This window comes from Methylobacterium fujisawaense (assembly GCF_014138435.1).
GTDB classification, from domain to species: Bacteria; Pseudomonadota; Alphaproteobacteria; order Rhizobiales; family Beijerinckiaceae; genus Methylobacterium; species Methylobacterium fujisawaense.
Genome location: NZ_JACJIM010000003.1, coordinates 285,568 through 304,704, shown reverse-complemented (window position 1 = coordinate 304,704; position 19,137 = coordinate 285,568). Strand labels below are relative to the sequence as shown.

The following is a 19,137-nucleotide window of genomic DNA, read 5'->3' as shown; positions in this document are numbered from 1 at the left end:
TCCGGCGGTCCCGCGCAGCAGGAAGCATGTCCGCACACGATCGTTCCGGCTGGTCCGTCTTCGGCATCGGTGATTTCCGCCTGTTCGGCGCGGCCCGTTTCCTGACGGGCCTCGCCTATCAGATGCAGGCCGTGGCGATCGGCTGGTTCGTCTACGATGTGACCCATTCCGCCCTGGCGCTGGGCCTCGTGGGTCTCGCGGGTTTCCTTCCGGCGGTGCTCTGCGCGCTGATCACCGGCCATGTCGCGGATGCCTACGATCGCCGCCTCGTTGGCGCCGCCGCCTTCGCCCTCCAAAGTCTGGCGAGCTTCGGCCTCCTCGCCTGCGCGCTCTCAGGCGTGCACACCATCTGGCCCATCTACGCCCTCGTCATCCTCGTGGGCACCGCCAGGGCCTTCGCCAACCCGGCCCTCCAGGCGCTGCTGCCGACCCTGGTGCCGGGACCGCTTTTCAGCTCGGCCATCGCGTGGAACGCGTCCCTGTGGCAGAGCGCCTCCGTGATGGGACCGGCTTTGGGCGGCTTCCTCTACGCCCTCGGGCCCGCCGTGGTGTTCGGCGGAGCCGGGGCCAGCTTCGCCGTGGCCAGCGCCCTGACCCTGCTGATCCGCTTCCGGCCGGCGGCGGTGAGCGAGCGGCCGCCGATCACCTGGGCAGCCCTCTCGGCCGGCATCGCCTACATCCGCTCGCAGCCCGTTGTGCTCGGGGCGATCAGCCTCGACCTGTTCACCGTGCTGCTCGGCGGCGCCACGGCGCTGCTGCCGATCTATGCCGACGAGGTGCTGCATGTCGGCCCACTCGGGCTCGGGGCGCTCCGGAGCATGCCGGCCTTCGGCGCGGTCGCCATGGCGGTGCTGCTGGCGAATTACCCCCTGCGGCGCCATGCCGGGCTGCGCATGCTCCGGGCCGCCGCCGTGTTCGGCGCCGCCACGGTCGCCTTCGGGCTCTCGACGTCGCTGCCGCTTTCGATGGCCTGCCTGTTCGTCACGGGCGCCGCCGACATGATCTCGGTCTACGTGCGCCAGACCTTCGTGCAGGGGGAGACGCCGGACGCCATGCGCGGCCGCGTCTCGGCGGTGAACACGGTCTTCATCGGGGCTTCGAACGAACTCGGCGAGTTCGAATCCGGGCTGCTGGCCGCCGCCATCGGGGCGGTCCCGGCGGTGGTGGTCGGGGGCGCCGCGACGATCGGCGTGGCGCTGCTCTGGGGCCGGCTGTTCCCGGCCCTCAAGGCGCGCGACCGGCTGATGGTGCAGAGGTGACGAGATCGGGACGCGGCCGGAGATGCCTCGGCGTCGTCCGCGATGGCCCGCGTCGCCGCCGTGTTCGCGCGCCGAGCGCAGCGATCCAGGCCGGCGCCACGCATGCGGACCTGACGCGGCCCTGGGTCACCGCACGACACGCGCGATGACGGGCGGAGCCGCGGCGTCCGACAACACCGGACGCCGCGGATCGGGAGAGGTGGCTGCCGCTCAGCGGCCCGCCAGCAGCGGCGACCATGTGGGATCCGACGCGTAGGCGGGCGTCGGGACCGGCTGCTCGACCTTGCCGGTGATGTCGACCATGAACAGCTTGCCGCCGCCCTGACCGCCCGGATCGCGGAAGAACAGCACGTACTGGCCGTTCGGCGCGAAGGTCGGGCCCTCGTTGTGGAAGCCCTCGGTGAGGACGCGCTCGCCGGACCCGTCGGGCTTCGCCACGCAGATGGCGAACCCGCCGTTGCGCTGCCGGGTATAGGCGATCAGGTCGCCCCGGGGCGACCAGGCCGGCTGGGAGGCCGAGCCGGCGCCGAAGGTGATGCGGTGCGGGTTCGAGCCGTCCGCCCCCATCACGTAGACCTGCTGCGAGCCGCCGCGGTCGGACTCGAAGGCGATCTGCGCGCCATCCGGCGAGTAGGTCGGCGAGGTATCGATCGCCATGCCGTTGGTGATCGACCGCTGGGCCTTCGAGGCGATGTCCATGGTGACGATGTCGGCGTTGCCACCCTGCTGGACGCTCATCACGATCTTGCGCCCGTCCGGGGAGAAGCGCGGGCTCGCGCTCATCGAGTCGACATTGCCGAGCGCCTGGCGCGATCCGGTCTCCAGGTTGATGACCTGGACCCGCGGCTGGTGGCCGGTGGCCTGCGCCATGAAGGCGATGTCCTGCGTGGCCGGCGAGTAGCGCGGCGCCACGATCGACATCTCGCCGGTGGTGATGGCCCGGACGTTGGCGCCGTCCTGGTCCATGACCATCAGGCGCTTCCGGCGGTTCTCCTTCGGACCGGTCTCGTCCACGAAGGCGATGCGGCTGTCGAACCAGGGGCCGAGGCCGGTGATCTTGGTGTAGACCGCATCGGAGATCAGGTGGCCGGTGCGCCGGACGTTGGCGGCGTCCGTGCCGTATTGCTGGCCGGTCATCTGCTGGCCGGAGGTCACGTCCCAGAGCCGGAACTCGACCTTGACCCGGCCGGCCTCTCGGACGACGCGGCCGGTGACGAGCCCCTGGACGCCGGTGGCGCGCCACTTCTCGAAATTCGGAGCGGCATCGAAGTTCGGCTGCTCCGGGAAGCGGGCGTGTTCGAGGGGCGTGAAATAGCCGGAGCGGCGCAGGTTGTTGGTGACCACGCCGGAGACGAGGCCGCCGAGGCTCGGGTCGCCGCCGAAATCCGCGATGGCGATGGGCATCGGCTGGAAGTTGCCGCCGCCGATGCGCAGCTGCAGCTGCGCCTGGGCGGGCCCCGCCAGGAAGCCCGTCAGCATCACGAGAAGCGCGATCAGGCGCGCGGCATAGGACGTCGGGAGACGCCCGACGAAGGGGAGGTGCAGCATGATGGGTCGGATCCGAGTGACGATCAGACGAGGACGCGGGGACGGCGGTACGCGGGCTGGAAGACCTCAGGTCGCCGTGAACTCGAACTCCGCGTTGATGGCCTTCCAGTCGTTGTAATACGGCGCATAGGTGGCCGGAATGTTGTACGGCGCGCAACGGCGCACCGCCCGGAGCGCGGCCTGCGCGATCGACTGATCCACCGCGCTCGACCCGCCGCGCATGATCCGCGGCTCGGTGCTGAGCGAGCCGTTCGGGTTCAGGCGGATGTCGAGCACCGGCAGGACCACGCCCTGGGCCGCGCCGGGAGGCGCCGAGTAGCAGCGCTCGATCTGCTGCTGGAGCAGGCCGACCAGGGCGTCGCGCAGCGACGGCGACAGACGCTGCGCCGTGCCGGTCGCGGCGCCCAGCGCCGCCACCTTCTGGACCGTGTGACCGGTGGCGCCGGTGGATTGCGACGGCGCCTTCGAAGCCAGCATCGAACGGATATCGCCAGCATTGAACTTGTCGGCGAGTTCGGCCTGCTTGCGCGCCTTGGCCTCGGCGTCGGCCTTCGCCTTCGCATCCGCCATGGCCTTCGCCTTCGCTTTGGCAGCAGCCTCCGCCTTGGCCTTCGCGGCGGCTTCCGCCTTCTCGCGCTCCGCTTCGGCCTTGGCCTCGGCGATCTCCTTCTGGCGCTCGGCCTCCGCCTCGGCCTTCGCCTTGGCGTCCGCGGCCTTCTTGGCGGCTTCCTTCGCAGCTTCCTTCGCGGCTTCCTTGGCCGCTTCGGCCTTGGCGGCGGCCTCGGCCTTGGCCTTCGCGGCGGCCTTCTGCGCGGCGGCCTCGGCTTCGGCCTCCTGCTTCTCGATCAGCTTCTCGAGCTGTTCGCGCTTCTCGGCTTCGGCCTTGGCAGCGGCGGCCTCGGACTTGGCCTTCGCCTCGGCCTTGGCGGCCTTGTCGGCCGCAGCCTTCTCCGCGGCGGCCTTCTCCGCAGCCTTCTCCGCAGCCTTGGCGGCTGCCTTCTCGGCGTCGCGCTTCTCCTGCGCCGCCTTCGCGGCCTGAGCCGCCTCCTGCGGATCCGGCTCGCCGCGGAGCGGCATCTCCTCCGCGTTGGCGAGCTTCATCTCGGCGGTGCGGGTGGGGGCGGTGGGGGCGTCGGTCTTGGCGTTCTCGGGCTCGCGATCCTCGAACTTCTCGGCCTTGCGGTCCGCCCGCGACGTCGCGTTCGGCATCGGCTTGTCGGCCTGCCGCTCACCCTTGGTGATCTCGGAGAACTGGTTCTCGGTGATCACCTCGACGGGCACGCCCTCCTGGGCCTCCGGCAGGGCCGGGGCCGCAACGCTGACGAGCGCCAGCGCGAGCAGCGCGACATGGGTGCCGGCGGAGATCCAGACACCCGGTTCCTTGCGGTCGAAGCGGAACTCCACGGGACGGCCCTACTGATGCTCAGGCTCGGTGACGAGGGCGACCTTCTTGAAGCCGCCGCCGGTCACGATCGCCATCACCTGCGCCACACGGCCGTAATCGACCCGCTTGTCGCCGCGCACGAAGACGCGCTCCTCGGTCCCGGTCTTGGCGGTCTCCATGAGCTTCGGCACGATCGTGTCGTCCGTCAGTTCGTCCTCGCCCAGGAAGACCTGGCCGGTCTGGCGGATCGACAGGGTGATCGGCTTCACGTCGGAATTCAGCGGGGAGGCCTTGGATTGTGGCAGATCCAGGGGAACGCCCACGGTCATCATCGGCGCCGCGACCATGAAGATGATCAGGAGAACGAGCACGACGTCGATGAACGGCGTCATGTTGATCTCGTTGATGGGACCGCCGCGGCGGCTCCGGCGCCGGCGGCGCTTGCCGCCCTGCGATGCGCCCGCTGCCATGCCCATGGATCATTCTCCTCTGGATCAGCCGGGTCAGGCGGCGAGCGGCAGCCGCTCGTCGATCTGGCGGGAGAGGATGGCGGAGAACTCGTCGGCGAAGCCCTCGAGGCGCGACTGCGCCTTGGTCACCTCGGCCTGGAGCTTGTTGTAGGCGAGCACCGCCGGGATCGCGGCGAACAGGCCGATGGCGGTGGCGAACAGCGCCTCGGCGATGCCGGGAGCGACGACCGCGAGCGACGTGTTCTTCGAGGCCGCGATCGACGTGAAGGCGGTCATGATGCCCCAGACCGTGCCGAACAGGCCGATATACGGGCCGGCCGAACCGATCGAAGCGAGGAACAGGAGCCGCGACTCAAGCCGCTCGACCTCGCGGTGGATGGTGACGTCGAGCTGCTTCTCGATGCGTTGCGAGAGCGACTGGATCTGCCGGCCGGATCCCTCGAAGGAGCGCTTCCACTCCCGCATGGCGGCGACGAAGACGGCGGCGAGGCCGGTGGCCGGACGGTCGTTGAACGAGCGGAACAGCTCCTCCAGGGAGCGGCCGGACCAGAACGCGTCCTCGAACGCGTCCATCTCGGCCTTCGTCCGGCGGAACAGAAGTGTCTTGTCGACGATGATCGACCAGCACCAGATCGAGGCGCTGAGCAGCCCGATCATCACGATCTTCACGACGAAGTGGGCCTGCAGGAACAGGCCGAGCAGCGTCATGTCGGCGACAGGCGCGGCCTGCATCGCGTCGGCTGGGTTCATCCGTCGAGATCTCCTGCTCCGGATCGCGATGCGCCGGGCGAGGCCCGCGTCCGCCGGATCCGTGAGCGATATCAACGCTGTCGCCCGCGAATCTGTCGAAAGTAAGGGCCGTCGGCGGCCCCGCGCCCCGCCGTGGCATCGCCTCCGTTAAGGGCGCGGCAGGGTTAAGGATCGGTTTCGATCCAGGCGATCCTGAGGCACCGGACGCGGGCTTCCGCGCCGTTCGGGCTGGACCTGCCGAAAGAGCCTCCCGTATGGTCGCTGCCAGCGGCGCCGAGTCGAGAGCCCTGAGATCCACGCAGGACGCGCATGACCCTCCCCGTTCCCAGCTTGCCCGACCTCCTGCCCACCGGCCCGGCCCGGTTCCTGGGCTGGTCCATGATCGCGGACCCGATGGTGGCCGGCTTCCTGGCGCGCGCGGGTTTCGATGCCGTGCTCTTGGATCAACAGCACGGCACCCACGATTACAAATCTTGTTGTGCGGCGATCACGGAAGTGGCGCTGGCCGGCAAATCGACGCTGGTGCGGGTGCCGGTGGGCGACTTCGCCATGGTCTCGCGGATGCTCGATGCCGGCGCCGCCGGCGTCGTGGCGCCGATGATCAACACCGTGGCGGACGCCGAGGCCTTCGCCGCCGCCGCGAAATTCCCGCCGGTGGGCCAGCGGAGTTGGGGACCGGACCGGGCCATGTGGCTGTCGGGGCTTCGGAACGGGGCGGATTACCTTGCAGGCGCCAACGACCGGGCCCTCACGATCGCCATGTGCGAGACCCAGGCGGCGATCGCCGACCTGGAGGCGATTCTCGCCGTACCGGGCATCGACGGGATCCTGGTCGGGCCCGCCGACCTGTCGATCGCCCTGTCGCAGGGGACCGTCATCGATCCCCTGGGATCGGCGGTGACGGCAGCCCTCAGCGAGATCGCGCGCAAGACCCGGGCGGCCGGCAAGATCCCCTGCGCCTTCGCGCCATCTCCTGCGCGGGCGCGGGAAATGGTCGGGATGGGCTACCAGCTGGTCTCGATCGAGTATGACGCGATGACCATCGTCAACGCCTTCGCCCGCGTGCTGTGCGAGGCCGATCCATCCCGGGCGGGCTGAGCTCCGGGTAGGCTTGCGTTGGCAAGCCGACGCATGATCCGCTCATGGCGCTGGCTGATGCCGGGTATCCGCCGCAGAGCCGGCGGCCGCTTTTGCAAAATCTGATCAGGCGGCCTCTCCCGGCGCGAGACGCTGCCGGAGCGCGTCCGGGAGGCGCACGGCGCGCCCGTCCCGCACGCAAGCGACTGTCACATCGGCGGAAACCAGAACGGCATCGCCCCGCCGGACGTCCTGGGTCAGGTGCATCGATGCGCCGCGCAGGGCGCGGGTTCGGGTGACGACGGTCAGGAGATCATCCATCCGGGCCGGCCGAATGAAATCGAGGCTCATGCGCCGCACGACGAAGACGAGACCCCGGGCGTCGCGGTGCAGATCGGACTGATCGCCGGCGAGTTCCCGCAGGAGTTCCGTGCGGCCGCGCTCCAGGAAACGCAGATAGCTCGCATGATACACGAAGCCCGAGAAATCGGTGTCCTCGTAGTAGACCCGCACGCCAAGCCGGTGGCCCTGGCCATCGACCTCGGCCGTTTCGTGCATGTGGGGCTCGATCGCGCTCATGCGCTCCTTTAGCGACGGCCTGAGCGACGGCGCAACACGACGAGGGCCGCCCGGGGGCGGCCCTCGCACAGATCAGCGATGACGCGCGGCTCAGCCGCCGATGCGGGCCGCGAGGCTCGCCGAATGGGCGTGCTCGTCGGCGATGTAGGGCAGCGCCTCGGTGGCGAACTTGCGGCCCTGGGCGTTGTCGCCGGACTTGGCGTAGGCGTCGTAGAGCGCCAGGGTGCGGGCGTCAGAGCGGGCCTGCTGGTCGATATAGGTCCGGTCGAAGGCCCGGCCGCTGCGCGCCGCCTGGAGCTGCGCCAGACGCGCCTGGCCGCGATCACCGAGGGCCACGCGGCGGCCCGGCTCGGCCGGGTTGTTGTCGACGAGCCCGACCGCGCCGAGAGCGCCGCCGACGATGCCGGTGCCGATATTGGCAGCCACCGTGACCGGGGCGAGCACGAGGCCGACCGGGTTGCTCAGGTCGGTGCGGATGCCCTGGTTATCGGACACGACCGAGCCGCTGCGCGACAGCGAGGTGTTCGGCGGCAGCAGCGCGTCGGTGGTCGCCTTGCGCTCGACGAGGACGCGGTTGGCGTAGTTGCGGACCTGCGGGTTCCGCGACCGCTGAAGGGCCATGCGGCTCGCCTCGATGCTGGCAGCATCCGAGCGGAGCGCCTCGGCCCGGAAGGCGGGCGTCTCGGTCGCAGCGGCGCCGACGCCGTCCTGATTGGCGAAGGGCAGCACGCGGATCGGAAGGGCGTCCTGCGCGAAGGCCGGCGCAGAGATGGCGGCGACGGACAGGCCGAGCACGGCGAGCGTAAGCTTCTTCATGGCGGAAGTTTATCCCTGACGTTGTTTTTGAGATCTCGAAGATCTGTCGCGATCAGAGAGACAGGGCCTCGATCCCAACAGGCTTGCCGGCGCCCAGCAGACTGAGCGCGGTCGCCTCCACAACTGTCGCGTTTGGGCGCTGTTCCATGAGATCCGTCACTTTTTTCGTGCAGATCATCAGCAAAGTCGGCATCTAAGCTTAGCAATATTGCTTGAGCGCCGTCACCAAAAGGGCTTGCACCGCAGCGACTTACTGATGGTGCGCCGCAAAACCTCTTCGCGGGAGCGTCGTTTTTCGGGGCAATCGGCGCATGAGTTGCGGGAAATGCTGATCCGAACTCCATGCATGGGCAGGTCGGCGGCGGGCCTTACGGCGCGTCGTCTCCGAAGAAGCCGAACTGTCCCGGCGTCTCGCGCTTCGGCTCCGGCAGCTGCATGTGGCGGTAGGCGTGCCGGGTGAGGACGCGGCCGCGGGGGGTGCGCTGCACGAAGCCGCGCTGGATGAGATACGGCTCGATGATGTCCTCGATCGCGTCGCGCGGCTCCGACAGGGCCGCCCCGATCGTCTCGATCCCCACGGGCCCGCCCCCGAAGGAGCGCGCGATCAGGCTCAGGTACTTGCGATCCATCACGTCGAGCCCGGCCGCGTCCACGTCGAGCAGCTGCAGCGCCCGGTCGGCGATCGCCCGCGTCACCGTCTCGGCCTCCGCCACCACGGCGAAGTCCCGCACCCGCCGCAGGAGACGCCCGGCGATCCGCGGCGTGCCCCGCGCCCGCCGGGCGATCTCGTTGGCGCCCTCCGCCGACATGCCCAGGCCCAGGACCCGCGCCCCGCGCGCCACGATCTGCTCCAGCTCGTCGATCTCGTAGAATTCCAGCCGGATCGGGATCCCGAACCGGTCGCGCAGCGGCGTGGTCAGAAGCCCCGCCCGGGTCGTGGCGCCCACCAGCGTGAACTTCGGCAGCTCGATCTTGACCGAGCGCGCCGCCGGGCCCTCGCCGATGATCAGGTCGAGCTGGTAATCCTCCATGGCCGGGTAGAGGATCTCCTCCACCGCCGGGTTGAGCCGGTGGATCTCGTCGATGAACAGGACGTCGCGCTCCTCCAGGTTGGTGAGCTGCGCGGCCAGGTCCCCGGCCTTGGCGATCACCGGGCCGGAGGTCGAGCGGAAGTTCACGCCGAGTTCGCGCGCCACGATCTGGGCGAGCGTCGTCTTGCCCAGCCCCGGCGGGCCGACGAACAGCACGTGGTCCAGCGCCTGGCCGGTCTTCCGCGCCGCCTCGATGAACACCTGCATGTTCGCCCGCGCCGCACGCTGCCCGATGAACTCGGACAGGCTCAGAGGGCGGATCGTCTGATCCACATCTTCGGCACGCTTCTCCGGCGTCAGGAGCGCGTTGGTCGGAGGCTTCGGCTTGCTCATGAACCCTTGCTTCGTGGACCGAGCCGCGCAGCCCGCGATCAGGGACCTCGCAGGACGTCAGGACACCGGCGCGTCCGGTTTTGTTCTTCCTTACTCGCGAATGCCGGGAAATCTAAGCGCCGCGGCCGCGGATGTGAGAGGGCGCACGGCTCACCGCAGCGGATGCAACCGAACCGGCGGCCCGTGCATTCCTGAAGCGAATCCCCAAGCACGGCCGCAGAGCGCGTTTCCCGCCATGAAGATCCGTTTGATTGCCGCCGGCGCAGCCGGCGCCGCATTGCTCCTCATGCCGCTCGCGGCTCAGGCCGCACCCACCCCTGTCGAAACCAAGGTCGCCGAAGCCGATCCGCAGGTTCACGGCGCGACCGTGGAGCGGGACGACGACGTCACCTGCAGCCGGGCCCGTCGCCGCCTGTGGATTGAAGGGGAGGGCTGGGTGGTCCGGCGGATCACCACCTGCCGGTGAGTGTGCCGCATCCGAGGGTCGATCGTGCCGGTATGAGGGGTTATTCAGCACTCTCCGCGGCTGGAAACGCGGAACGGCGGATGATCCGGTCTGTTGGCCCCGCATCCGGCGCGGACCGAGCGCGCCGCCCCTCATCGGAGCCGGCCTCATGACAAACCGGATGGTCCTGACGGTGATCGCCCTGGCGGCGGCTGCGCCCGCGTCGGCGCAGACCTTCCGGAGCATCGAGCCCTACGCGCCGGTCTCGTACGGTTCGGGCTATGCCGGCGATCCGAGCTTCGCCGGCGAATTCGTGCGCGGAACCTATATCGGCGCTCCGCTGACCCGCGTGCCGCGCCCGAGCCAGATCGTGCCCGCTCCATGGAGCTACGGCACTTACGGCATCCCGACGGTGACGGGAATTCCGGCCGCTCCAGCGGCCCAGCCGACCCTGACGGTGATCAACGCCGCGCCCAAGGCTCGGCGCCATGAGCGCGCGGTCGGCGCAGTCCCGGTGGCCGGGGCACGGGTCATCGCGGTTCAGGTTCCCCGGCGGTGAGCGCCGCAAACCACGGCGCGTAGGGCGTGTTGCGGACGAGGTGCCGGTTCAGGTCTGGCGCGCCGTCCGTCCACCAGACCGGCCCGCGCTCGCCGAGGGCGATCTTGGCCGCGTCGACCGCGGCCCTTGCGGCCGTCAGCGCTTCCGCGGCCCCCGCTTCGCCGGCCCGCTCAGCCTGCTTGGCGTGTTTGACGTCCCGGCGCGCCGCCATCAGGCGCTTCACCAGCGCCGCCCTGCAGGCCTCCGACAAATCCGGGTTGGCGCAGCGCCACAGGCGTTCCCGAACAACGATATAACGCCGATCCGGAGTGGTAATCGCCACGCTCATGCTGAAATCAGCTCCGTTGGGGGGGAGTTAAGCCTTCCAGCTTAAACCGCGGATCTCAGTTGCGGGTCACGCCATGCAGATTGTCATCGTCGACTCGAGCCGCGTCGTGCTGCAGATCATCACGTCGCTGATCGAGCCTCGGGGCCACGCGGTGCACGCCTTCACGGATTCCGAGCAGGCGCTGCAATTCCTGGCGGCGACGCCCGCGGTTCGCGTCCTGATCACCAGCCTGGAGGTCCGGCCGCTCTGTGGGCTGGAACTCTGCTGGTCGGCCCGGCTTCTCGCGGAATCCCGCGGGCCGCTGCACGTCATCACCATGTCGTCGGCGCGCAACGTCCGCAGCCTGGCCGAGGCCCTCGACAGCGGCGCCGACGACTTCATCGAGAAGCCGCCGAGCGCCGAGGAACTGAACGCGCGGCTGCGCGCGGCAGAGCGCCTGACGACCCTGCAAGAGGAATTGATCCGCCTCGCCGAAACGGACCCGTTGACCGGCTCCTACAACCGGCGCGCCTTCTTCAACCGGGCGCGCATCGCCGTGGAGCAGCACCGGACCCCGCCCGCGATCTCGGCGATCCTGCTCGACATCGACCATTTCAAACGCATCAACGACGAGCACGGTCACGATGTCGGCGACGTGGCGATCAAGGCCGTGGCCGAGACGATCTCCGGGGAGGGGATCGCCGGACGCCTCGGCGGGGAAGAATTCGCCGTGATCCTGCCGGGCTGCAGCCTTCTGAGGGCGGTGGCGCATGCCGAATATCTTCGTATCGGCGTCCAGGCCCTGAAGATCCGCGGGACCAAGGGGCCGGTGGGCTTGAGCTGCAGCTTCGGCGTCAGCACGTGGCGCGACGGCGACAGCATCGAGGCCCTGGTCAAGCGGGCGGACATCGCCCTCTACGCCGCCAAGGGAAGCGGCCGGAACCGGGTGGTGCCGGACCGGGGCGAGGGGGCCCGGGCCGTCGCAGGTTGAGACGGCGGGGCAGGCCCAAATCGGCACAGTCTGTCGAGCAGTGTTCGGACGTCGTCCCAGATCGGCGCATCGATCCGCCGAGTATCCGCCAGAGCGGCGCGATTCCGCCAATATAAAGCTTAATATTCATCAACCGTTATTGGAACGGATCTTGGAACTTCGCCTTCGATCCCGGCCGCCTGTATCAAGCTGGGAGAGCGAGGTGCGAGGTCATGAGTACGGCCGTTGGCGTCCTGATCCTGGATGAGCCGGAGGACCTGAGCGCGACGGTGCGCGCCACACTGGAACACATGCCGGAGTTCCACACCGTCGGGGAAGCCGATCTGGACCGCGCTGACGCCGGCAGCATCGTCGCCCTGGTCTTTCTCGACGAGATCCGGCTGGCCGACGGCATTGCCCGCATCGTCGCGCTGAAGGAGCGGCAGCCGAACCTCCGCACGCTGGTCGCCTTCGGCGCCCTCACGGCGGACGACCTGCGCGCCCTGCTGGCCGCGGGCGCAGACGCCTTCGTGGCGCGGTCCAAGTCGCCGCGGGAACTCGGCGCCGCGTTGCTCGCTCTCGCCGAGGGCTCCGATTGCCTTGTTCCCCCGGAGCAACCGGTGGCGCTACCGGCCGAGGCGGGGGACGGCCTCGGGCTCACGCCCCGGGAGGCCGAGGTGCTGCGCTTCCTCAGCTCCGGGTTCAGCAACAAGGAGGTCGCGCGGCGGCTGGCGCTCAGCGTCCGCACCGTGGAGACTCACCGGCTCAACCTGCGGCGCAAGACCCAGACCGGACGGCTGAAGGATCTGGTCTCTCTCGCCCGGCAGCTCGGACTTGCGCCCGTCGTCGAGAGCGGGGAGCAGGTCCGGCGCGGGACCGACAGCCGGTCATCCGGCAACGACAACCAGTCCCGGCACTGAGCGGGACTCCGGGCGGTCCCGCCGGGACCGCCCCCCTAAGCAGCCGCAGCCTTCCTGCGGACCCGGGAGGCCCGTTTGGCCTTCGGCGCGGTCTCGGCCATGCCGGACGTCTTGGAAGCGGTCGTCGGCGCCGCAACCTTATCCCGCGGCTTCTTCGAGCCGCGCATGCGCGTTCCCGCCGGCTTGACCCGCGCCCCGGCCCGGACGCTATCCCCGGCCGCGGACAGCCGCGCCTGAAGCAGACCCAGCACCGCCGCCTCTTCCGGCCGCAGCCGCGAGAGATCCTCGCTCAGCTCGGACTCGACCGCGCCCTTCACCTGCAGGAGCAGGTCACCCTCCAGATAGCAGTCGAGGATCTGCGGGTGGATGTAGCACTTGCGGCAGATCGTCGGGGTGTTTCCGAGGCGGCCGGCGACGCTCTCGATGGCCGCACGGATGTTGCGCTTGGCCCCCGCCTCGCTGTCGAAGCTTTCGAACTCGCGCAGCGCCAGCGCCGCCAGCACCGTACCGGCCCAGGTCCGGAAATCCTTGGCGGTGAAGTCCTCGCCGGTGATCTCCCGCAGATACGCGTTCACGTCCGAGGAGGAGACGTCGCGCTGCGTGCCGTCCGGATCGAGGTACTGGAACAGCTCCTGTCCGGGCAGGTCCTGGCAGGCCTTCACGATCCGGGCGACGCGCCGGTCCTTCAGCGACACGTCCCAGATCTTGCCGCTCTTGCCCTTGAACCGGAACGACAGGGCCGAACCCGCGATCCGCACATGGGGATCGCGCAAGGTCGTCAGGCCGTAGCTCTTGTTGGTCCGCGCGTAATCGTCGTTGCCGACGCGGATCAGCGTTGTCTCGAGCAGGTGGACCACGGTGGCCAGCACCTTCTCGCGGGGCAGGCCCGGCCGTTTCATGTCGGCATCGACCCGCCGGCGGATGCCCGGCAGGGCGTCCGCGAAGGCCATGATCCGCGAGAACTTGTTGGCCTCTCGCGCCTGCCGGAAATCCGGGTGGTAGCGGTACTGCTTGCGGCCCTTGGCATCGCGGCCGGTCGCCTGGATGTGGCCGTTGCTGCGGGGGCAGATCCAGACATCCGTGTAGGCCGGAGGGATCGCCAGCGCGCGGATGCGGGCGAGCTTCGCCTTGTCGCGCACCGGGGCGCCCTTCGCGTCGAGGTAGCGGAAGCCGGAGCCGCTGCGGCGGCGCGACAGGCCCGGCCGGCCATCATCGACGTAGACGAGGCCGGCCTCCGCCGCCGCCGCACGGAGGTCTCCGCCGTTTTCCGCCGTCTCGACACCCGCCATGCGCCACCCCTCCCATCTACGCCGCCCGGCTGAGCGCCCGGCGGGAAGGCCTCGATCAACTGGCATCCCCGGATCGCCGTTCCGGGGCAGCACATCCGTCGCAGGACGATCCGCGCCGACGTGCTAGAGGGATCGGATGCAGTCCGAAGCCACCCCCGGGAACAGGCCCGTTCCGATGCGCCGTCTGGTCTTCGTGGTGACCGAGGACTGGTTCTTCGCCTCGCATTTCCTGCCGATGGCCCGCGCGGCGATCGCCATGGGCCTCGCGGTCGCGGTGGTGACGCGGGTCCGGGCCCATCGCGCCGTCATCGAGGCGACCGGCGCGCAGGTCGTGCCCCTGGAAGCCGAGCGGGCGAGCCTCAACCCGATGGCCGCGGGTTACGCGGCCGGGCAGCTCGCGGCCATCCTCAAGGCCCTCAAGGCCGACATCGTCCACTGCATCGCCCTCCGCGGGATCCTGGTCGGCGGCACCGCCGCCGCCATGGCGGGCATCCCGTCCCGGGTCTACGCGCTGACCGGCCTCGGCCTCGTCGGGGCCCGGGGCGACCGGCTGGGGCGGGCGGCCCGCCTCGCCCTGCGGACACTGATCCGCGGCCCACTGGCCTCGTCCCGAACCCGCTTCCTGTTCGAGAACCCGGACGATGCCCGGGCCCTGGGTCTCGATCCGCTGGAGCAGTCCGTGACCGTGGTGGGCGGCGCCGGCGTCGATCCGGCCGCGTTCGTCCCGCGCCCGCTGCCGCCCATGCCGCCGCTCCGGGTGGCCGTGGTCGCCCGCATGCTCTGGTCGAAGGGGATCGACGTCGCCGTCGAGGCGGTCCGCCTCGCCCGGGCCCAGGGCGCGCCGGTCGAGCTGGCACTGTATGGTGCGCCGGACCCATCGAACCGGCGGGCGATCGACGAGGGGACCCTGCGTGCGTGGAGCCGCGACGGCATCGTCTGGCATGGGCCGACGACCGACGTGGCGGCGGTCTGGGCCGGCCACCATGTCGCCTGCCTGCCGTCTCGCGGCGGCGAGGGCTTGCCGCGGACGCTGCTGGAAGCGGCCTCCTGCGGCCGGGCCCTGGTCGCGTCCGACGTCCCGGGCTGCCGCAGCCTCGTGCGCGATGGCGTCGAGGGCCTGCTGGTTCCTCCGAACGACGCGCCGGCCCTGGCCGCCGCCCTCGCGCGCCTGAGCGGGGATGCCGGCCTCGTCGCCGGCCTGGGCGCGGCTGCACGAACCCGGATCGAGACCGGGGGCTTCACCGAGGCTGCCGTGACCGACCATGTCCGCGCCATATGGCGCGACCTGCTGGAGGCCTGATCGTGCGCGCACCGGACGATCCCGCCGGATTCATCCGGGCCAACACCCGTCTGCTGCCCGTGCCCCATGCACCCGAGATCCATCTGCACGTCGCCGACGAGGCGACGGACCTCTGGCAGCGGACCGAGGAGGAGTTGCAGGAGATCGGGCTGCCGCCGCCGTTCTGGGCCTTCGCCTGGGCCGGCGGGCAAGCGCTCGCCCGGTACGTCCTCGACCACCCCGACGTCGCGGACGGGGCCCGCGTCCTGGATTTTGCCTCGGGATCCGGCTTGGTGGCGATCGCCGCCGCGCTCGCCGGGGCGGAGAACGTCGTGGCCAGCGACCTCGATCCCTTCGCCAAGGCGGCGATCCGCCTCAACGCCGAGGCCAACGGGGTCGGCGGACGGATCACCCCGGTCTGCGACGACCTCCTCGGCCGCGATCCGCAGGTCGACCTCGTCCTGGCCGCCGACGTCTTCTACGAGCGCGACCTCGCCGGGGCCGTGACCGCCTGGCTCTCCGGTTTGCAGGCGCGGGGCGTCACGGTGCTGATCGGCGATCCGGGCCGCACGTACCTGCCGCGGGACCGCCTCGATTGCCTCGCCACCTATGCGGTGCCGGTCTCGCGTTCGCTGGAGGATGCCGAGATCAAGCGCAGCCATGTCTGGCGGCTGCGCGGATGAGGGGCTGCCAGAGACGGTCGCGTCGGACCGCCGCCCATGCGGCCCCGCCGAGGGTTTATACGGCGCGGGAATGCGCTACCGTCAAAACCACTCGTGTCGCGTGCCGCGCATGCGCCAGAGTTTGCGAAGGCCCGGATCGGGGCATGCTGCGGCGGAAGGTTTCGTGGTGAGTGTCGAGTCGAGTGTGAAGCCCAGCGTTGCCCGCATCGTCGCCTTCTCGGGGAGCGCCAAGCGGCCCTCGCGCACCCGCATCCTGGTCGAGGCGCTCGGCGCCGAACTCGGACGCCTCCGCGGGATCGATCTCGCCGTCTACGACCTGATGGATGCCGGCCCGGGCCTCGGCGCCACGCAGCGGGACGCGCTGTCGGCACCGGCCCTGCGCCTGGTCGAGGCGATCGAAGGAGCGGACGCCCTCATCGTCGGGACGCCGGTCTATCAGGGCGGCTATGCCGGGCTGTTCAAGCACGTGTTCGACTTCGTCGATCCCGCCCGGATGATCGGCATGCCGGTGGCCCTCACCGCCACGGGCGGCGGCCTTCGCCACGCCCTGGTGGTCGAGCACGGGCTCCGGCCGCTGTTCGGCTTCTTCGCCGCGCATGTCGCGCCGACCTCCGTCTATGCCGGATCCGACGACCTGGTGGATGGCCGCATCGTCGACGAGACCGTGGCGGCCCGGATCCGCGCCGCGGCTGCGGAGCTTGCCGCCCTGCTCGACGTGGCGCGGACGGCCGCACCCGGCGCATCCGACTGACGCGAGACTCCCCCGGCCTGCCGCGGGCCCTAGATCGAAGGCGGACCACGCTCACCCGCGAGGGATCATGTCAGGTTCTCCGATCACGGCCGGCAAGGCGGCGACAGCGCTGCCCGCAACCTACGTCACGGCCTCCGGCCTGCCGCGCTACCATCCGGTGTCGCAGGCGCTGCACTGGCTGAGCGCGGCCCTTGTCCTGGCGGTCCTGCCGCTCGCCTGGGTCGCGATCAGCCTGCCGCCGACACCGGCCAAGGGCAGCATGTTCGTGCTGCACAAATCGGTCGGCCTCACGATCCTGGCGATCGTGGTCCTGCGGATCGTCTGGCGGATGATCCGGCCGGCGCCGCCGGATCCGCAGGCGCCCCGGCTCCTGACGCTGATCGGCCGCGTCAATCACTATCTTTTGTACGCGATCTTCCTGATCATGCCGATCAGCGGGTACCTGCTCAGCGCGCTGTCCGGTCGCGACACGCCGTATTTCTGGCTGTTCACGGTCCCGGGGCTGCCGAAGGACGACGCGGCCCAGAAGATCTTCGAGGCGATCCACGTCTTCGGCCAGTGGCTCGTCTACGCGCTGGTCCTGCTGCATGTCGCCGGGACGGTGTGGCACCTGATCATCCGGCGGGACGGACTCCTGGAGCGGATGCTGCCGGTACAGGACGGTCGCGGGTCGTCCCGCTGACGCATCGCCGGTCGCTCGCGTGGCCTCTCTGACGGAAACCCCGCGGCGCGCTCAGTCGACGCGGCGCAGGACGAAGGCGGTGCCGACCTCCGGTTCGCGCCGCCAGCGTCCGTCGCCACTCGGCACGAGGTCGATGCTGTGGCCGCGCTTGGCGGTCAGCGTCATCCGCCCGTTCGCGTAGCGCCAGCGGACCGGATCGAACACCTCCAGGCCGCTGTCGTGGCAGCCCGGGACGATGTGCACGCCGCCGCCGGTGCCATCGAGGGTGATCCGGCAGGTGTCGCGCTGCTGGAACCGGTCGAGGGCATAGAGACCCGGTGCGGGGGCCGCCGAAGCAGTCGCCGCCGGCTGCAGTTCGGCCGGAACCGGGGCGGCGGCCTGGAGCGGGGCGGGGTTCGGGCTGGCTGCCACGGCCGGCTCGGACTCGGGCGAGCCTGCGGCGCCGGCCGGACGCATGGCCACGATGTCGAGGGGGACGAGGCTGTAGCGGTTACCGTCCTCGGCCAGCGCGACGAGGCTGCGCTGGTCCGGCCGCCGGGTGAATTCGAGGACGGGGCGGACATTGCGGTCCACGAAGCGGACGTTCCCTTCGACGAACAGCCAGCCGGCGACGCCGTTCAGGACGGGCAGGGCCCGGCGGCATCCGGCCGGGAAGCGCAACTTTTGGCCCGCATCGCCGCTGTCCAGCACCAGGGTCATGACGCAGCGGCGGTTGGTGCCGTCACGGGACAGGTCCCACGTCCCCGGCGCCTGACCGAGCCTTTCGGGCAGGCTGGGCGGCGCGGACGGGACGGGCGGCGCGGCGAGCGTCTCCGCGGCCGGCGGAGCACCCGGTTCGACGGTCGCGGCCGGCACGTCCTGCGCGGCGGCAGGCTGGGCGACCGCGCCCATTGCGATGAGGGCGGATGCGGCCAGTCGGGCGGCCTGTGCCGGTGTCACGCGTTCGGTCTCCAGGGTGTCTCGGCGACGGGCGTCAGCGGGCCCCGTCCCTCGAACCACGAGACGACGTTGTCGACGACGAGCTGGGCCATCGCCGCGCGGGTGTGCTCGGAGGCCGACCCGACATGCGGCAGCAGGACCGTATTGTCGAGGGCGGCGAGGTCCGCCGGGACGTGCGGCTCGTTCTCGAACACGTCGAGGCCGGCGCCCAGGATCGTGCCCGCCGTCAGCGCTGCGGTCAGCGCCGCCTCGTCGACGAGCGTCCCCCGGGCGACGTTGATCAGGATGCCCTCCGGGCCGAGCGCCTCCAAAACGTCGGCGTTCACGAGATTGCGCGTCTCGGGCCCGCCGGGCGCCACCACGATCAGGATATGGACCGCGTGGGCGAGGCCGATCAGGGTGTCGTGATAGGTGTAGGGAACGTCCGCCCGTCGGCTGCGGCCGTGATAGTCGATCGCGACGCCGAAGCTCTCCAAGCGGTGGGCGATCGCCCGCCCGATCCGGCCGAGACCGAGGATGCCGACCCGCCGCCCGCGCAAGGAGGCCGTGAGCGGGAAGGGGGCCTTGGGCCAGTGGCCGGCGCGCAGGTAGCGGTCGGCCTGGGGGATCTTCCGCAGGGTCGCGAGGACGAGGCCGAGGGCGAGGTCGGCGACCTCGTCGGTGAGAACGTCCGGCGTGTTGGTGACGATGATTCCGCGCCGATGCGCCGCCACGGCGTCGACGGCATCGTAGCCCACCCCGAAATTCGCGATGAGTTCCAGGTTCGGCAGCCGGTCCATCAGCGCCCCGTCCACGCTGACGTGACCGCCGACGCAGAGCGCGCGGACCCGCGGGCCGATCTCGGCCAGCAGGGCCTCGGGATCCGCGGCCTCCGACAGCCTGTGGACCCTGTGCCGCCCCTCGAAGGCCGCCTCGACGAGCGGATGCATCTTCCGGAGCAACAGGATCTCGACCGGGGCCTCAGCCATCGTTCACTCCCATGTTCGGCCGTTCATCCGCGCCGGCC

At 70.5% G+C, this 19,137-nt stretch carries 21 protein-coding genes; 10 read left to right on the top strand and 11 right to left on the bottom strand.

Features of this window, described 5'->3' with window-relative positions; genetic code table 11:
- Positions 1-26 precede the first annotated feature (26 nt).
- The gene (locus tag GGQ91_RS10510; RefSeq protein ID WP_182591926.1) at positions 27-1,259 is read left to right on the top strand and encodes an MFS transporter; all 1,233 of its coding nucleotides are present in this window, start codon (positions 27-29) and stop codon (positions 1,257-1,259) included.
- 210 nt (positions 1,260-1,469) lie between these two features.
- Here GGQ91_RS10510 and tolB read toward each other — a convergent pair whose 3' ends face one another.
- The 4 genes from tolB to tolQ form a co-directional block, all read right to left on the bottom strand.
- Positions 1,470-2,807: a Tol-Pal system beta propeller repeat protein TolB gene (tolB, locus tag GGQ91_RS10505; protein WP_043387949.1), complete on the bottom strand. Its 1,338-nt coding sequence runs from the start codon at positions 2,805-2,807 to the stop codon at positions 1,470-1,472.
- A 66-nt stretch (positions 2,808-2,873) separates the two neighbouring features.
- Positions 2,874-4,211, bottom strand: a complete 1,338-nt coding sequence (gene tolA, locus GGQ91_RS10500; protein ID WP_182591925.1) for a cell envelope integrity protein TolA — start codon at positions 4,209-4,211, stop codon at positions 2,874-2,876.
- A gap of 9 nt (positions 4,212-4,220) precedes the next feature.
- Positions 4,221-4,667 carry an ExbD/TolR family protein gene (locus tag GGQ91_RS10495; protein WP_179698287.1) on the bottom strand — a complete coding sequence of 149 codons (447 nt, stop codon included), beginning with the start codon at positions 4,665-4,667 and terminating at the stop codon, positions 4,221-4,223.
- A 27-nt stretch (positions 4,668-4,694) separates the two neighbouring features.
- Positions 4,695-5,411, bottom strand: coding sequence for a protein TolQ (gene tolQ, locus GGQ91_RS10490; protein ID WP_043349106.1), 717 nt, complete (start codon positions 5,409-5,411; stop codon positions 4,695-4,697).
- 309 nt (positions 5,412-5,720) lie between these two features.
- Between tolQ and GGQ91_RS10485 the strand changes: the two genes are divergently transcribed.
- A complete protein-coding gene (locus tag GGQ91_RS10485) occupies positions 5,721-6,509 on the top strand; it encodes an HpcH/HpaI aldolase family protein (protein WP_043349105.1) in 789 nt (262 codons plus the stop codon).
- Positions 6,510-6,614: 105 nt separating this feature from the next.
- On the opposite strand, the gene ybgC is transcribed toward GGQ91_RS10485, so the two are convergent.
- The 3 genes from ybgC to ruvB form a co-directional block, all read right to left on the bottom strand.
- A complete protein-coding gene (ybgC, locus tag GGQ91_RS10480) occupies positions 6,615-7,067 on the bottom strand; it encodes a tol-pal system-associated acyl-CoA thioesterase (RefSeq protein ID WP_091995287.1) in 453 nt (150 codons plus the stop codon).
- A 90-nt stretch (positions 7,068-7,157) separates the two neighbouring features.
- Positions 7,158-7,883 (bottom strand): DUF4142 domain-containing protein, encoded by a 726-nt coding sequence (locus tag GGQ91_RS10475; RefSeq protein WP_043755843.1) that lies wholly within the window; start codon positions 7,881-7,883, stop codon positions 7,158-7,160.
- 368 nt (positions 7,884-8,251) lie between these two features.
- Positions 8,252-9,307 (bottom strand): Holliday junction branch migration DNA helicase RuvB, encoded by a 1,056-nt coding sequence (gene ruvB / locus GGQ91_RS10470; protein WP_043349101.1) that lies wholly within the window; start codon positions 9,305-9,307, stop codon positions 8,252-8,254.
- A gap of 235 nt (positions 9,308-9,542) precedes the next feature.
- Here ruvB and GGQ91_RS10465 point away from each other — a divergent pair, with 235 nt between their 5' ends.
- Positions 9,543-9,773, top strand: coding sequence for a hypothetical protein (locus GGQ91_RS10465; protein WP_043755845.1), 231 nt, complete (start codon positions 9,543-9,545; stop codon positions 9,771-9,773).
- Positions 9,774-9,921: 148 nt separating this feature from the next.
- Positions 9,922-10,311, top strand: coding sequence for a hypothetical protein (locus GGQ91_RS10460; protein ID WP_182591924.1), 390 nt, complete (start codon positions 9,922-9,924; stop codon positions 10,309-10,311).
- On the opposite strand, the gene GGQ91_RS10455 is transcribed toward GGQ91_RS10460, so the two are convergent.
- Entirely contained in the window at positions 10,283-10,639 is a 357-nt protein-coding gene (locus GGQ91_RS10455) for a hypothetical protein (protein WP_111474131.1), read from the bottom strand. The genes GGQ91_RS10460 and GGQ91_RS10455 overlap by 29 nt on opposite strands.
- A 73-nt stretch (positions 10,640-10,712) precedes the next feature.
- Here GGQ91_RS10455 and GGQ91_RS10450 point away from each other — a divergent pair, with 73 nt between their 5' ends.
- Positions 10,713-11,609, top strand: a complete 897-nt coding sequence (locus tag GGQ91_RS10450; protein ID WP_043349093.1) for a GGDEF domain-containing protein — start codon at positions 10,713-10,715, stop codon at positions 11,607-11,609.
- A gap of 212 nt (positions 11,610-11,821) precedes the next feature.
- On the top strand, positions 11,822-12,508 hold the full coding sequence (locus GGQ91_RS10445; RefSeq protein ID WP_043349091.1) for a LuxR C-terminal-related transcriptional regulator: 687 nt from the start codon (positions 11,822-11,824) through the stop codon (positions 12,506-12,508).
- Between the two features lie 35 nt (positions 12,509-12,543).
- Here GGQ91_RS10445 and GGQ91_RS10440 read toward each other — a convergent pair whose 3' ends face one another.
- Positions 12,544-13,797 (bottom strand): DNA topoisomerase IB, encoded by a 1,254-nt coding sequence (locus GGQ91_RS10440; protein WP_182591923.1) that lies wholly within the window; start codon positions 13,795-13,797, stop codon positions 12,544-12,546.
- 136 nt (positions 13,798-13,933) lie between these two features.
- Between GGQ91_RS10440 and GGQ91_RS10435 the strand changes: the two genes are divergently transcribed.
- From GGQ91_RS10435 to GGQ91_RS10420, 4 genes are all read left to right on the top strand, one after another.
- A complete protein-coding gene (locus GGQ91_RS10435) occupies positions 13,934-15,097 on the top strand; it encodes a glycosyltransferase (protein ID WP_053610970.1) in 1,164 nt (387 codons plus the stop codon).
- Positions 15,073-15,759, top strand: a complete 687-nt coding sequence (locus GGQ91_RS10430) for a class I SAM-dependent methyltransferase (protein WP_182591922.1) — start codon at positions 15,073-15,075, stop codon at positions 15,757-15,759. The genes GGQ91_RS10435 and GGQ91_RS10430 overlap by 25 nt, the downstream gene beginning before the upstream one ends.
- A gap of 163 nt (positions 15,760-15,922) precedes the next feature.
- Positions 15,923-16,510 (top strand): NAD(P)H-dependent oxidoreductase, encoded by a 588-nt coding sequence (locus tag GGQ91_RS10425; RefSeq protein WP_078947308.1) that lies wholly within the window; start codon positions 15,923-15,925, stop codon positions 16,508-16,510.
- A 67-nt stretch (positions 16,511-16,577) separates the two neighbouring features.
- Positions 16,578-17,192 carry a cytochrome b gene (locus tag GGQ91_RS10420; RefSeq protein WP_043354496.1) on the top strand — a complete coding sequence of 205 codons (615 nt, stop codon included), beginning with the start codon at positions 16,578-16,580 and terminating at the stop codon, positions 17,190-17,192.
- A gap of 51 nt (positions 17,193-17,243) precedes the next feature.
- Here the strand turns inward: GGQ91_RS10420 and GGQ91_RS10415 are convergent, their stop codons facing one another.
- The gene (locus GGQ91_RS10415) at positions 17,244-18,131 is read right to left on the bottom strand and encodes an AprI/Inh family metalloprotease inhibitor (RefSeq protein WP_075379696.1); all 888 of its coding nucleotides are present in this window, start codon (positions 18,129-18,131) and stop codon (positions 17,244-17,246) included.
- Positions 18,128-19,099, bottom strand: coding sequence for a 2-hydroxyacid dehydrogenase (locus GGQ91_RS10410; RefSeq protein ID WP_043354484.1), 972 nt, complete (start codon positions 19,097-19,099; stop codon positions 18,128-18,130). The genes GGQ91_RS10415 and GGQ91_RS10410 overlap by 4 nt, the downstream gene beginning before the upstream one ends.
- Positions 19,100-19,137: the final 38 nt, after the last annotated feature.